11 protein-coding genes are annotated in these 14,483 nt (G+C 40.7%); 9 read left to right on the top strand and 2 right to left on the bottom strand.

Annotated elements, in window-relative coordinates; genetic code table 11:
- Positions 1 to 11: 11 nt before the first annotated feature.
- Positions 12 to 929: an ABC transporter permease gene (locus E2L03_RS18720; RefSeq protein WP_038484399.1), complete on the bottom strand. Its 918-nt coding sequence runs from the start codon at positions 927 to 929 to the stop codon at positions 12 to 14.
- A 52-nt stretch (positions 930 to 981) separates the two neighbouring features.
- Positions 982 to 2,535 carry an ABC transporter substrate-binding protein gene (locus E2L03_RS18715; RefSeq protein ID WP_166740375.1) on the bottom strand — a complete coding sequence of 518 codons (1,554 nt, stop codon included), beginning with the start codon at positions 2,533 to 2,535 and terminating at the stop codon, positions 982 to 984.
- A gap of 658 nt (positions 2,536 to 3,193) precedes the next feature.
- Here E2L03_RS18715 and E2L03_RS18710 point away from each other — a divergent pair.
- The 9 genes from E2L03_RS18710 to E2L03_RS18670 all read left to right on the top strand — a co-directional run bounded on the left by E2L03_RS18710 (position 3,194) and on the right by E2L03_RS18670 (position 14,462).
- Positions 3,194 to 3,814, top strand: a complete 621-nt coding sequence (locus E2L03_RS18710; protein WP_055736168.1) for a flavin reductase family protein — start codon at positions 3,194 to 3,196, stop codon at positions 3,812 to 3,814.
- Between the two features lie 276 nt (positions 3,815 to 4,090).
- Positions 4,091 to 5,026: a UDP-N-acetylmuramate dehydrogenase gene (gene murB, locus E2L03_RS18705; RefSeq protein ID WP_134260067.1), complete on the top strand. Its 936-nt coding sequence runs from the start codon at positions 4,091 to 4,093 to the stop codon at positions 5,024 to 5,026.
- A 34-nt stretch (positions 5,027 to 5,060) separates the two neighbouring features.
- Positions 5,061 to 5,876 (top strand): endonuclease VIII, encoded by an 816-nt coding sequence (gene nei / locus E2L03_RS18700; protein WP_124742865.1) that lies wholly within the window; start codon positions 5,061 to 5,063, stop codon positions 5,874 to 5,876.
- Between the two features lie 76 nt (positions 5,877 to 5,952).
- Positions 5,953 to 7,668, top strand: a complete 1,716-nt coding sequence (locus E2L03_RS18695) for an ABC transporter ATP-binding protein (protein WP_134260065.1) — start codon at positions 5,953 to 5,955, stop codon at positions 7,666 to 7,668.
- A gap of 106 nt (positions 7,669 to 7,774) precedes the next feature.
- Positions 7,775 to 9,397: a catalase gene (locus tag E2L03_RS18690; RefSeq protein WP_055736172.1), complete on the top strand. Its 1,623-nt coding sequence runs from the start codon at positions 7,775 to 7,777 to the stop codon at positions 9,395 to 9,397.
- A gap of 97 nt (positions 9,398 to 9,494) precedes the next feature.
- Complete coding sequence (gene dcuS / locus E2L03_RS18685; protein WP_051667691.1) at positions 9,495 to 11,117, top strand: DcuS/MalK family sensor histidine kinase; 1,623 nt, start codon at positions 9,495 to 9,497, stop codon at positions 11,115 to 11,117.
- Positions 11,110 to 11,823, top strand: coding sequence for a response regulator (locus E2L03_RS18680; RefSeq protein WP_134260063.1), 714 nt, complete (start codon positions 11,110 to 11,112; stop codon positions 11,821 to 11,823). The genes dcuS and E2L03_RS18680 overlap by 8 nt, the downstream gene beginning before the upstream one ends.
- A gap of 96 nt (positions 11,824 to 11,919) precedes the next feature.
- Positions 11,920 to 13,278 carry a 2-hydroxycarboxylate transporter family protein gene (locus tag E2L03_RS18675; RefSeq protein WP_095151005.1) on the top strand — a complete coding sequence of 453 codons (1,359 nt, stop codon included), beginning with the start codon at positions 11,920 to 11,922 and terminating at the stop codon, positions 13,276 to 13,278.
- A gap of 20 nt (positions 13,279 to 13,298) precedes the next feature.
- On the top strand, positions 13,299 to 14,462 hold the full coding sequence (locus E2L03_RS18670; protein WP_134260061.1) for an NAD(P)-dependent malic enzyme: 1,164 nt from the start codon (positions 13,299 to 13,301) through the stop codon (positions 14,460 to 14,462).
- The last annotated feature ends 21 nt before the right edge of the window (positions 14,463 to 14,483 follow it).

Below are 14,483 nucleotides of genomic sequence, written 5' to 3'. Positions count from 1 at the left end.
GAAGGCCTCCTTTAGTCATATTTAATCCGCGGATCTAACAGCCTGTACAAAATGTCAGCAAGCAAATTCATTAAAATTACTAGAATGGCAATGACAAATACGCACGCTTGAACAATAGCCATATCCCTTGTATTTACGGCTTGTATTAACAACTGTCCAAGACCAGGCCAAGAAAAGACAGTTTCCGTAATTAACGTCCCACCGACCACCGTTGACGTTTGAAGTGCAGTGATGGTAATTAGGGGGATTAATGAATTACGAAATGCGTGTTTGTAAACGACAAAAAGATTGCGAATTCCCTTACTTTTAGCAGTGCGGATATAATCTTGATTTAAAATTTCGATCATATTGGAGCGTAGCAACCGTGTAATTTCGGCTGCAATGCCAGTTGCAAGTGTGATGGCAGGTAAAAGTAAATGAGCGAATGTTCCTCTTCCTGATACAGGTAGCCATCCCAACGTGACAGAAAAAAGTAAAATGAGCATAATACCTAACCAGAAATTAGGCATGGCTTTTCCAAGTACTGCTCCGCCTGAAGCAAGTAAGTCTAGCGGTGTATTTTGTTGTGTAGCAGACCATATTCCAAGAGGAATGGCCACCGTAACAGCAATAATCATTGCCGCTATAGCTAACTCCAATGTGGCTGGAAGTCGTTCGAGTACAAGTGGTAGTGCGCTTGTGCTGTATCGAAAAGATTCTCCAAAGTCTCCTTGTATCAGGTTAAGTAAATAGTGACCGTACTGGACGATAAAAGGTTTATCAAGACCGAGAGAAGCGGTTAATTGAGCAATATCTTCTTGAGAGGCATCGTCCGGCAACATAAGCGCCACAGGATTACCGGCTATAAAAACAAGTGCAAATACAATAAACGAAATAATAAGTAGAACAGGGATAATTTGCGCAAGGCGTTTCAATAAAAATAAACCCAAATCGTCGCCTCCTTTTTCTTAGGAAAGGCCAGGTTTTCCCTGGCCGTTACAATTAGTTTTTTGAGATAGATGGAACATAAATCATTTCATCCATTGCAGGTGAAAAGTTTACTCGATCATTGACTCCATAATTGACGGTTTCTTGGTGAAGCATAATGTGAGGCTGTTCTTCATTAGCGATACGCTGAATTTCCTGAATCTGCTCAGCACGTTCTGCTTCATCCATATTGATTGCTGAAGCATCAAGTAATGCATCAATTTCATCGTTTTGATAGTCCGTTTCACCTACGAAACGATCTCCTCGATACCAGTCCACTGCATACGCGCCATCAAACATAGAGTTACCTAAACCTATTAAATAAGCATCTTTGTTTGTGCCAGCTTGACGCATTTCCACGAAATTACTCCACTCCATAAATTCAACCGTAACCTCTACATTGATGGCTTTTAGCATGCCGCCTACAAGTTCTGCGATTTCAGCATCTTGCAAATAGCGTCCACGCGGGGAATGTAGCGTCATTTCAAATCCATCAGGGTAACCTGCTTCATCCATAAGGGCTTGAGCTTGTTCGACATCATAATCATATGAATCATACAAGGATTCTTCCGCTCCGAAATTGCCAGGAGCAACTCTCGTTCTTGTTGGTACGCCCCCGCCTCGAAGGGCGTTCTCTGTAATAGCTTCGTTGTTTATAGCTAGGTTGAGTGCCTGACGAACTCGAACATCAGCTGTTGGAAACCCTTCTGTGGCACGGAGAATGAGCATCATTGTTCGGTTAGACGTTTCTGATGCCATCGATGTACCTGCATTTCCATTAACACGGTCCCAATCTGCAGGAGGTACGTTAACGGCAATATCCACACCACCAGTTAAAAGTTCAGATACGCGTGTAGAATTTTCTGGTATGACACGGAAAATGACTTCATCCCATTCATCCACTTCGCCTTCAAAATATTCAGTATACGGTGTCATGACAACTTGTGAATCGCGTACCCATTCCTCAAACTGATAAGGTCCTGTTCCAATCGGATTGGCTAAGAAGTGATCCCATCCTTCTTCCTCTATGTACGTTTTTGGTAGAATGCTTGAACCTAATCTCGATAGTCGGTGGAATAGGGAAGGTTCCTCTTCATGCGTAATGACTCGGAATGTTAAGTCATCTATAATGTCCACTTCTTTTATTTGACGATAGTTAGGATACTCTTGCAATGTGTCATCATTTGCCACACGTTCAAGTGTAAACTTCACGTCTTCTGACGTTAGTGGATCGCCATTGTGGAAGGTGACTCCTTCTTTTAATGTCATTTCTACCGTTACATCATCAATTTGCTCATACGTATCTACAAGTTCTGGTTGTATCTCGTTTTGGCTATCCCGTTTAAATAAATAGTTAAACATGTTGTCGTGCACAGCCTCGGTAGACGTATTATTATGGTCATGAATATCAAACGAGACGACATCTGTTCCTAAAGCAATGGTTAATGTTCTGTTCTCTTCATCAATAGAGGCAGCTCCCTCATCAAGAGACTGAACATCTTCTGTCTCGCCTCCACATGCTGCTAAACATACACTGACCCCTAAAAGTAATGCACTAATCTTTTTCAAAAACGTTTCCCCCTTCTCGCATAAGTTGCAATTCTTGCGGTAACAGTTTCATCTTTAGCTTCATCATTAAAAAAAGTGTTAGAAAAAATGAAAAAAGATGAGAAAGTTATTCCAGAGTATAACGACTATATAAAATTCAGTCAATTAGCGTTTTAAAAACAAAAACAGAAAAAAACTTTAGTAGAAAAGTTTATTTTACTAAATTTTTACTTCATTCAATATGAGATTTTGTAAAGCTAGCGTATGAATTTTACGAAGATTGATTTGGAAATAGAATTGAATATTCGTCTCTAAACAGTTGATTGTTAGAAACTAGAAAAAAGAGCTAGTTTGCGTACGGAAAAAGATCAACAGCGCTTACAAGGTGAACATGACATTTTTTATATACAAATAAAATAAATTCTAATTGGATATAGAAAGCGAATTTCTTAACAACGTGATGAGGATAAGAGCAATGAAATGGTTGAAGAGAAACAATTGTAAAACAGAGTTGTTGTATAATAAAATAAATCAAATAAATATTTTTTAAGAGACAATACGAAGGATTCATTCACTGGAACATACTACCTGTTTAAGGATCATTAGGAAACGCACTGGCTACTATTTTCCTAATCTACCAATAACGAGATGGTTAACCAAGTGAGAAAGGAACTCGTTGATGCATAAAATTAATGTAATGAATTTAACGGCAAAAGAACGCTATAAACTTTTAAGTGGTACAGTGATACCACGTCCAATTGCGTTTGTGACGACGCGCTCGACTGAAAGCGGAAAGACGAATGCTGCTCCTTTTAGTTTTTTTTCCATGTTGGCAGGTGACCCGCCGTTGCTTTCAATTGCTGTAGGGAGAAAAAAAGGATTGATGAAAGATACTGCTCGAAATGCGGTTGCCTCGAAGGAACTCGTTATCCATGTCGTTCATGAGGATCTTGTGTCCGATATGAATCAAACGGCTGCGACGCTAAAGCCTGAGGAAAGTGAAGTGGATTTAACTTCCCTTAGTCTTGTAGAAAGCACATCCATCCAAGTACCAGGAATTAAAGAGGCTCTAGTACGCTTTGAATGTCAGCTTGAATCTCATCTACCAATTCAAAATGATGAAGGAGAAGTCTCTTTTGACTTACTTATCGCTAGGGTAATCGTCATTCATCTAGACGAAACCGTTTATAATAAAGAAAAAAACTACGTACTTCCTGACAAATTGAAGCCTGTTGCTAGGCTATCTGGACCAAACTATGCCGGTTTAGGTGAATTTTTTTCGTTAAAGCGACCCGATTAGTTTGGGGTTTGTCGAGATTCATTCAACTAAATGTAGACAACCTTTTTCGAGTCAAAGTTCCATTCTGTCTGTCAGTGAGCTTTAGCTAAAACAGAAGTTTGGTCTGTTTTTTTGTATGGTTTTCCTTCATAATAGGGAAGATACTGTTTACGCCTATCCTGTATAGAATAAAAGGAGGCAAATCGGGCACATTCACCATGACGAATGCATATAGGTACACTAGGCATATCGTTTAAAAGGTAAGTGAGTGATGACCTTAATTAGAGGACGATGATAATGAACGAATATATAGAACGCTGTGAAGCATTATTAAATGAACTACCGAATGAAGTGGTACGACAAGATGAACCAATTTACAAGCATACGTATACGCAAATGGGTGGTTTAGCAGATCTATTTATTACGCCAAACACCTACGAAGAAACACAACTCGTTTTACGATTTGCGCATGCCCATCAAGTTCCGGTTACATTACTCGGGAACGGATCAAATGTCATTGTAAAAGATGGTGGAATTCGAGGGATTACCCTCTGTCTAAAGCAATTAAATAAGGTTACGATTACAGGTACAAAGATGGTTGCGCAAACAGGTGCGACCATTATTGGTGCATCAAGAGAAGCTTTAACACAATCGTTAACTGGCCTTGAATTTGCTTGCGGTATTCCAGGAACCGTGGGTGGTGCTTTTTACATGAATGCCGGCGCCTATGGAGGCCAAATTGCCGACGTACTTGAAAGTGTGCTTGTGCTAACAGAAGAAGGCGATTTTCTCACACTTCAAAAAGATGAGTTTGAGTTTGACTACCGTAAAAGCGTGTTCTCGAAGAAACGTTATATTGCGTTAGAAGGTACGATGTTACTTGAAAAAGGCGATGCTGTTCAAATAAAACAAAAGATGAATGAATTAACGATTGCAAGAGAGACGAAGCAGCCTCTTGAGTATCCTTCCTGTGGGAGTGTTTTTAAGCGACCACCAGGAATGTTCGCAGGCAAACTCATTCAAGAAAGTGGTTTGCAAGGAACAAGAATAGGCGGAGCAGAAGTCTCAAAAAAGCATGCTGGTTTTATCGTGAATGTCGATGGTTCTACAGCGACAGACTACATGAATCTCGTTCAATATGTGCGTGAAAAAGTACATGAAACGTTTGGGGTTATGCTAGAAACGGAAGTCATTACAATAGGAGAAGATCTTGAAGACCCTGTTAATGATTAATTAACAGGGCTTCCGTGTATGTAGGAGGAGCGTCATGCCAGAAGGTCCAGAAATAAGAAGAGCCGCATTTGAGGTGGAACAAGCTGTTAAAGGACAAACCTTAGTTGAAGTCTATTTTGCTTTTCCGCATTTAAAAGAACATGAAGACCATTTGGTAGCTGCCAAAGTAGAGGCGGTACGAACAAAGGGAAAAGCCATGCTTATTCATTTTTCTAATGGATATAGCATTTATTCTCATAATCAATTGTATGGCAAATGGATGATCCGAAAAGCGTTCACGTATCCTACAACAAAACGGCAGCTACGTCTGGCGCTCTACACAGAAAAGAAAGCAGCGCTACTATACAGTGCTTCTGATATTGAAGTTCTTAAAACAGACGAGCTTGTAAACCATCCGTTTATTGCGAAAGCTGGGCCAGATGTCTTATCTGATGACGTAACCGAATCACTGCTTTTAGAGCGTATGCAATCAAGTACGTTTAAAAACCGGTCGTGGAGTGCGCTTTTACTAGATCAAGGTTTCGTAGCTGGGAACGGAAACTATTTGCGAAGTGAACTGCTTTATGTAGCAGGTATCTCCCCTGATGCTAAACCTAGTGAATGTTCAGATGAGCAGCAACATGCAATGGCAGAAGCACTGATCACGTTGTCAGAGCGCTCTTATGAAACAGAAGGCATAACTGTGAGTCATCCATTGGCGAATGAATTAAGGAATGCAGGGAAAAAACGCCGGGATTATCGCCACTATGTGTTTAACCGTGAAGGTAAATTATGCTATGCGTGTGGGGAAACGATTGTGAAAGTAACGAAAAATGGACGAAGATTGTATTATTGTCCTTATTGTCAGTAAATAACCTTTGCATTTTTTGTTTCCTTTCGTTAAATTAAGGAGGGGTCTGCTGATTAGGCAGAGAGAGAGGTAAATCATGTTAAAACGCTTTTTTGCTTACTACGTACCGCATAAACGCTTGTTTTATGTTGATTTTTTTAGTGCCATCGTAGTAGCAATTTTAGATTTAATTTTCCCGCTTGTGGTGCAGTGGTTTATTAATACACTTTTGCCTGAACAAGAATGGGGAACGGTAGTATGGGTGTCTGGAGGTTTATTGGCTACCTACTTAGTTAGTGCTTATTTACAGTACAATGTAAACTTCCTTGGGCATAAGTTAGGAATCAATATTGAAACAGACATGCGACAAGATTTATTTGAAAGTGTACAAAGGCAGTCGTTTCGATTCTTTGATAATACGAAAACAGGACATATTATAAGTCGAATTACAAATGACTTATTTGATATTGGTGAACTTGCTCACCATGGACCAGAAGATTTATTTATTGCGGTCATGACGTTCGTTGGTGCATTTAGCATTATGTTCTATGTAAATCCAAGCTTAGCACTTATTGCATTGATTTTTGTTCCCATTTTAATTGCTTTAATTACATATACCAATATTAAAATGAATAAAGCATGGAGAAAGATGTATGCGGAAATTGGTGATGTAAATGCACGAGTAGAAGATAGCGTATCCGGTATGCGTGTCGTTCAATCGTTTACGAATGAGGCTCATGAAGTCGACACGTTCCGTGAAAACAATAAACGCTTCCGTAATGCAAAAGTAGGCGGCTATAAAGTAATGGGCTACACGTCTTCAGGAATCTTTTTGGCGACTCGCTTAATGATTCTATCTGTGCTTATTTACGGTGCATGGTTGCTTTATGTTGAGACGATTGATGTAGGAGAATTTGTTCTTTTCATTCTATATATTAATATTTTATTCAAACCTATTGAGAAAATCAGTGCCATACTTGAATTATATCCAAAAGGAATGGCAGGGTTTAAGCGTTTCACTGATTTAATGGATGAAGAAGTTGATGTCGTTGATAAAGAAGACGCAAAACCTGCGCCTCTTTTAGATGGTGCCATTGAGTTTAACGATGTAACGTTCGGTTATGAAGAAAACCGACCAGTATTAAAGAATGTTGATTTAGTCATTCCAGCAGGAAAGACGGTTGCTTTTGTTGGTCCATCTGGAGCTGGAAAAACAACCATTAGTTCTTTAATTCCACGCTTCTACGATATTAATGGTGGAGCGATTACGATTAATGGCATCAATATTACAGAGATGACGAAAGAATCTCTTCGTTCACAAATTGGGATTGTACAGCAAGATGTCTTTTTATTCGGTGGAACGTTGAGAGAAAATATTCGTTATGGTAATTTACATGCAACAGATGAAGACATCTACCATGCTGCCAAACTAGCGAATTTAGACGCGCTTGTTGAATCACTTCCGAATGGATATGATACGCAAATTGGTCAGCGTGGTTTGAAGTTATCTGGCGGACAGAAGCAGCGTATTGCTATTGCACGTACGTTCTTGAAGAATCCTCCAATCTTAATACTAGATGAAGCGACATCTGCTTTAGATACAGAGACAGAAGCACTCATTCAGCAATCACTAAAAGAACTGGCTGAGGATCGTACAACACTTGTAATTGCGCACCGATTGGCAACCATTCGTCATGCAGATCATATTGTTGTTGTGACAAAGGATGGTATTGTCGAGCAAGGGACATACGATGAATTAATAGAGAATAACGGCGTCTTTGCAACGTTAAACAGTATTCAAATTAAACAATAGTTAAATGGAAAAGCAAATCATCCTAGGGTGATTTGCTTTTTTGGTGAATAGGCTCCCTTCATTTGGTAATGATAGAGATGAAAGAATGATAAAGGAGCTGTGTAAAATGGATGAGAAACATAAGTCCCCCTCATTTGGAACAAATGTGACAGGTGCAGGCGATTCTCTCGACAAGCGTAAAGCAGCGAATGAAAAGGACGAAACACTTACGAATCGTCAAGGTCACCCTGTAAAGGACAATCAAAACGTTCGCACGGTAGGGAACCGTGGTCCAACAACACTTGAAAACTATGATTTCTTAGAAAAAGTAAGTCATTTTGACAGAGAACGTGTTCCAGAACGTGTTGTACATGGTCGTGGGGCGGGTGCACATGGCTATTTTCAATCGTATGGAAAAGTGGGAGACGAATCAATTTCTACCTATACACGAGCAAAGGTATTTACAAACACAGAAGTAAAAACCCCGGTGTTCGTTCGATTTTCAACTGTCATTCATGGTACACATTCACCAGAAACATTGAGAGACCCAAGAGGGTTTGCAATTAAATTTTATACAGAAGATGGGAATTGGGATTTAGTTGGTAATAATTTAAAAATCTTCTTTATTCGTGATCCATTAAAGTTTCCTGATATGGTTCATGCGTTTAAGCCTGATCCAGTGACAAATCGTCAAAGTATGGAACGGTTCTTTGATTTTGTATCACAAAGCCCTGAAGCGACTCATATGATTACGTTTTTGTTTTCTCCTTGGGGCATTCCTGCAAACTATCGAAATATGCAAGGGTCTGGTGTTCACGCCTACCGTTGGGTAAATGAAGAAGGAAAAGCAGTTCTTGTGAAATACCACTGGGAGCCTGTTCAAGGCATTAAAAACTTAACGCAAAAAGAAGCAGATGAGATTCAAAGTCAAAATTTTAACCATGCAACTCAAGATTTGTATGATGCAATTAAAGAAGGAAATTATCCGGAATGGGAACTTTATGTTCAAATAATGGAGGACCACGATCACCCTGAGCTTGATTTTGACCCTCTTGATCCAACAAAACTTTGGTATAAGGATCAATATCCGTGGCACAAAGTCGGAAAAATGGTGTTAAATAAAAATCCAGAAAATTATTTTGCAGAAGTGGAGCAAGCGGCATTCGGTACAGGAGTGCTTGTCGATGGACTAGATTTCTCTGATGACAAGCTCTTGCAAGGTCGTACATTCTCTTATTCAGATACACAGCGTTATCGTGTCGGTGCAAACTACTTGCAGCTGCCGATTAATGCACCTAAAAAGCGCGTTGCAACGAATCAGCGAGATGGGCAGATGACGTATCAAGTGGATTCACCGCCAAGCAACAATCCCCATATTAACTATGAGCCGTCTGTAATCGGTGGGTTAAAAGAGGCAGAAAAAACAGGGAAAGAACATACACCGCATGTATCTGGTGAAGTGAAAGGTGAGGCAATCGACCGGCCGAACAACTTTGGACAAGCGGGCGAAACATACCGTCGCTTAGCGGATTGGGAAAAGGACGAGTTAATTTCCAATTTATCTTCCGCTCTTGCAGATGTTCATGATGCCGTACGAGAACAAATGATTACGAATGTAACAGAAGCGGATGCAGATTATGGGAAGCGACTAAAAGAAGCCATTCATAAAGAGCGAGAAAGCATGAAAGATCGCCAAGCACAACAGGTGGAAGAGGCAAAACGCGATAGCAAGCCATCCGATCCATATTAAGTAAGGAAAGAGGCTGTCTCAAATGGGAGAGAGCCTCTTTTTTTGTTTTTTTTATGCTATACTGCGAGGGAATAGACGCAGAGAGGAAGCGCATCTTATGAGTATAAAAAAACTGCGTAACCGTTTAACGCTAAAATCAACCATTCTATTGCTTGTGTTCGTTGTTGTGGTACTATCTCTTCTTGTGACCGATCTCTTAGTGCATCGATCGATTGAAGAAGAAGTAGAGGAAAACCAAACAAACAAAGCGCAGCAGTTAGCAAAGGTTGTTGCATTGACACCCATTGTACGAGAGGCACTTATAGAAGAAGAGGAAACATCGGTTCAATCTTATATAGAAACCCTTATGGATAAGACAGATGTTCAGTTTATTGTTGTCATGAACATGGATGGTATTCGTTATGCCCACCCTGAAAGAGAGAAAGTCGGTGCTCATTTTGTTGGTGGAGATGAGCAAACGGTGCTAACAACTGGTGAAGAAAGCCTATCGATTTCAGAAGGGACATTAGGACGCTCACTGCGTGCGTTTACACCGGTTTATGATGAACAACAGCAACAAATTGGAGCTGTAGCGGTGGGGATCTCTTTGGATAAAGTAGAGGAAGCGGTCTCTGAGAATCGGACGAACTTATTTATTGGCACTTTCTTTGGCTTATTAGTAGGTTTAGTCGGGGCTATATGGTTAGCAAGCTATATTAAACGAACCCTTTTTAACTTAGAGCCAAAAGCGATTGCCACATTACTAGAAGAGCGAAGCGCCATGCTGCAATCGACGATAGAAGGTATGATTGCAGTGGATGCATCAGGGAATATTACCCTCGTAAATAAATCAGCTCAAACGATTTTTGAGCGTGCCGGTCTGCCACCAAATGCAGTCGGTGTAAAAGTAGAAACGTATATGCAAAACTCTAGACTTAGACATGTAATAGAGAGTGGAAAGCCCGAATACAACCAAGAACAGTCGTTGAACAACTTAACGATCGTTGTAAACCGTGTGCCTGTGCATTTGAACAATCACATTATTGGAGCCATCGCTACGTTTCGGGATAAGACTGAAATGAAGCAGCTAGCAGAGCAATTAACAGGGGTAAAAACATATGCATCTACGCTCCGATCACAGACCCATGAATTTATGAATCGTATGCAAATCATTTTAGGGATGCTCCATTCAAAGGAATACGAAAAATTAGAGTCCTACGTGCAGCAAATTACAGGAAATCAATTAGTAGAAGTGAACGAAGTAACAGTTAAATTAAAAGAGCCTGTTCTTGCGGGCTTATTGCTAGGGAAGAAAAGCTATGCGCGTGAACGAGGTGTTGAGTTAGACATCTCCATAGACACAGCAATTCAATCATTCGCTACAAATGAACAAGCACTGGAATTAACAACGATTCTTGGAAACTTGATTGATAATGCATTTGATGCAGTGGTGAATCAAGAGAAAGGAGTCGTTCGCTTAAAGTTGTTTGTTATAGAAGAAGAGCTGATTATCTATATTTCCGATAATGGGCCAGGGATGAATGCAGATGAATTACAAAACATGTATGAGCAGGGCTACTCTACAAAAGGGTTGAACCGTGGCTACGGATTGTCTTTAGTAAAGCAAAGTGTTGAACAGATACAAGGCTCTATGACGGTTCAAAGCGAAAAGGGACAAGGAACAACATTTGCGGTATTTATGCCACTGCACGAAATAAAAAGGAGCGATACTGATGATTGACGTGCTCATTGTAGAAGATGATCCTATGGTCGCTGAAGTAACAACCAATTACCTTAAAGATGTAGCTGGTTTCCAGTTAGTGGCTCACGCTAGAAATGTAGAGGAGGCGAGAAAAGCTCTTACTCACTATCCACATATACGTCTTATTTTATTAGATGTTTACATGCCAGGAGAGAATGGCTTGACATTGTTAACGGAATTACGGCAACAGCGTGTGGCGGCTGATGTGATCGTGTTAACCGCTGCATCTGATAAAGAATCCATACAGACCGCACTACGCCATGGTGCCGTTGACTACTTAATAAAACCGTATCAATTTGAACGTTTTCAAGAAGCGCTCATGCATTTTAAGAAGAAGCAAACCATTTGGACGAAGGAAGAGCCGGTTAGTCAGCAAGAATTAGACGAACTGTGGTTTCGAAAAGATAACGAAAAAAACGCAAAAATCGACCTGCCAAAGGGTTTGACTAAGGAAACACTTGGACAGGTATGGCAAGCAATAGAACGAGTTGGTCAAAATAGCTTCTCTACAGAAGATGTAGCCTTGCATGCGTGTATTTCCCGTGTGTCAGTGAAAAAATATCTAACATTTTTACTTGAATGGGAAGTACTGGAACTACAACCTACCTATGGATCGATTGGCAGGCCTATTCATCTTTATAAGCTTAAATATGAACACAAGCAACGTATAAAAGCATTTTTATGAAGCAGCTTACCATTGAGCTGCTTTTTTTAGTTTCAAAAAGAAGGTTCTTATTTACAAAATCTATCTAAAAAACGAGCGACCTCCTACTATTACAGTATGAAGCAGGAGGTGTTCAGCTTGGAACAATTAAAAACGGTTACATCTGATAGTCATCATACAAATGATTCTAAATCTCAACGTTGGAACCCTATACATTGGAAAATTGGCGTGTTGCCTGTTCCTATTTATGTTGCTGTTGCGACAATCGTATTATTAGCTGCCTATTTTCAAAAGTTACCGGCGGATATGATTGGTGGCTTTGCCATCATTATGGTTGTCGGAATGTTATTAGGGGAAATTGGATCGCGTATTCCTATTTTTCGTAGTATCGGTGGACCGGCTATTCTAGCTCTATTCGTACCATCAGCGTTTATGTTTTTTAACTTATTAAATGAAACAACTGTGAATGCTGTATCAAATTTAATGACAACTTCGAATTTCCTTTATTTCTATATTGCTTGTCTTGTAGCAGGAAGTATTCTCGGCATGAATCGGACAGTGCTCATGCAAGGCATCACGAAAATGCTTGTGCCGCTTGTACTCGGCACGGTAACGGCGGTTGCAGCAGGCGTAGGTGTTGGTATGTTATTTGGGTATGAAGCAAAGCATACGTTATTTTTTATTGTTGTCCCGATTCTAGCTGGTGGAATTGGAGAAGGCATTCTACCGTTATCTGCTGGATACAGTGCCATCCTAGGAACACCTGTAGCGGATTTAATTTCGCAAATGATTCCTGCTGCCATTATTGGAAACATCTTTGCGATCATATGCGCTGCTTTATTAAAGCAGTTAGGTCTAAGAAAGCAGCACCTTACAGGTAATGGCGTTCTCGTTAAAACAAAAGGGGATAGAATCCCTACCTCTGTGGATGACAATAAACCTGTTAATTTCAGCTTAATGGGGGCTGGTCTATTAGTTGCCTGTAGCTTTTACGTGTTTGGGCATTTGATGGAGAGCAGCCTTCATATTCCTGCAGCGATTCTAATGATACTTATCGCAGCTTTTTGTAAGATCTTTAAGCTGATCCCGTCCCAGCTGGAACAAGGTGCTTTCCATCTATATAAGTTTGTATCGACGAGCTTTACATGGCCTCTTATGGTTGGACTTGGGCTTTTATTTATTCCACTTGAAGATGTGGCAGGAATCATTAGCGTTTCCTATGTATTGATATGTGCGTCCGTTGTCGTGACGATGGTCACAACCGGTTATATTGTTGGAAAATGGATGAATATGCATCCTGTTGACTCGGCTATTGTGACAGGTTGCCACAGTGGGCTAGGGGGAACAGGAGATGTGGCGATCTTGTCTGCATCTGATCGGATGAGTCTTATGCCGTTTGCCCAAGTCGCTACACGTCTTGGAGGAGCAGGTACGGTCATCTTAGCAACATTTATTTTACGCTGGTTAGGTTTATAAAGAAAAGGAGTGAGTGTTTCATGCAAACACGTCAATTAAAGCAAGAAGCCATTGCTTTGCATAGAAAAGGGAAAATGGAGCTAAAGAGTACGGTTCCTTTAACAACGGAATACGATATGAGTCTTGCGTATACACCTGGTGTAGCAGAGCCTTGCAAGCTTATTGCAGAAGATAAATCTGCTGTATATGACCAAACCATTAAAGGAAATTTAGTGGCTATTGTGACAGACGGCTCTGCCGTCCTTGGTTTAGGAGATATTGGCCCTGAAGCAGCGCTACCTGTAATGGAAGGAAAAGCGGTTCTGTTTAAAGAATTTGCTGGTGTAGATGCTGTTCCTCTTTGTCTCGATACAAAGAATGTCGAGGAGATTATTCAGACTGTAAAGGCGGTTGCCCCAACATTTGGCGGCATTAACTTAGAGGATATTGCTGCACCGCGCTGCTTTGAGATTGAAAAAAGATTACAAGATGAGCTGAACATTCCTGTGTTTCATGATGATCAGCATGGTACAGCCATTGTTGTGCTAGCGGCAGTAATAAATGCACTGCAATATGTTCGAAAAGATGCATCAGCTCAGATTGTCATTAATGGAGCAGGTGCAGCAGGCTTATCCATAGCTTCACTCTTACTTGAAGCAGGCTACAGCAATGTCACACTCGTAAGCTTAGAAGGGATTATTCAACAAGAAGAAACGTGGCTAAACCCTCGCCAACGAGAAGTAGCACAAAAAACAAATCCAAAGCAGCTAACTGGTGGGTTAAATGAAGCCATAAATGGAGCAGACGTCTTTATTGGTGTTTCTGGACCAAAGGCCCTTTCTAAAAATCATGTGAGCATGATGAATGCAGATGCTGTTGTTTTTGCTTTAGCGAATCCAGTACCAGAGATATATCCAGAGGAGGCAAAAGCTGCCGGAGCTGCGGTGGTCGGAACAGGCCGTTCAGATTTTGCGAATCAGATTAACAATGTGCTCGCATTCCCTGGAATCTTTCGGGGGGCATTGGATAGCCGGGCAGGGGCAATTACGACGTCTATGAAGCTTGCAGCTGCAACAGCCATCGCAGGATTAGTTGAAACAGTAGAAGCCGAACAGATACTACCCTCTGTGTTTGATAAAAGAATTGCAACCGTTGTGGCGGAAGCTGTTGCTAACGAGGCTAAAGAGATGCATCCCTCATACTAAGCTATTAGTCTAGCAGTGAAA

The organism is Shouchella oshimensis, assembly GCF_004375095.1.
GTDB classification, from domain to species: Bacteria; Bacillota; Bacilli; order Bacillales; family Bacillaceae_D; genus Shouchella; species Shouchella oshimensis.
The sequence above is the reverse complement of the archived record's forward strand: the minus strand, read 5'-3'. Positions and strand labels throughout refer to the sequence as shown.

Coding starts and splice junctions, on each gene's coding strand:
- E2L03_RS18670 (WP_134260061.1), top strand. CDS start 13,299: ATGCAAACACGTCAATTAAAGCAAGAAGCCATTGCTTTGCATAGAAAA.
- E2L03_RS18675 (WP_095151005.1), top strand. CDS start 11,920: ATGAAGCAGGAGGTGTTCAGCTTGGAACAATTAAAAACGGTTACATCT.
- E2L03_RS18690 (WP_055736172.1), top strand. CDS start 7,775: ATGGATGAGAAACATAAGTCCCCCTCATTTGGAACAAATGTGACAGGT.
- nei (WP_124742865.1), top strand. CDS start 5,061: ATGCCAGAAGGTCCAGAAATAAGAAGAGCCGCATTTGAGGTGGAACAA.
- E2L03_RS18710 (WP_055736168.1), top strand. CDS start 3,194: ATGCATAAAATTAATGTAATGAATTTAACGGCAAAAGAACGCTATAAA.
- E2L03_RS18680 (WP_134260063.1), top strand. CDS start 11,110: ATGATTGACGTGCTCATTGTAGAAGATGATCCTATGGTCGCTGAAGTA.
- murB (WP_134260067.1), top strand. CDS start 4,091: ATGAACGAATATATAGAACGCTGTGAAGCATTATTAAATGAACTACCG.
- dcuS (WP_051667691.1), top strand. CDS start 9,495: ATGAGTATAAAAAAACTGCGTAACCGTTTAACGCTAAAATCAACCATT.
- E2L03_RS18695 (WP_134260065.1), top strand. CDS start 5,953: ATGTTAAAACGCTTTTTTGCTTACTACGTACCGCATAAACGCTTGTTT.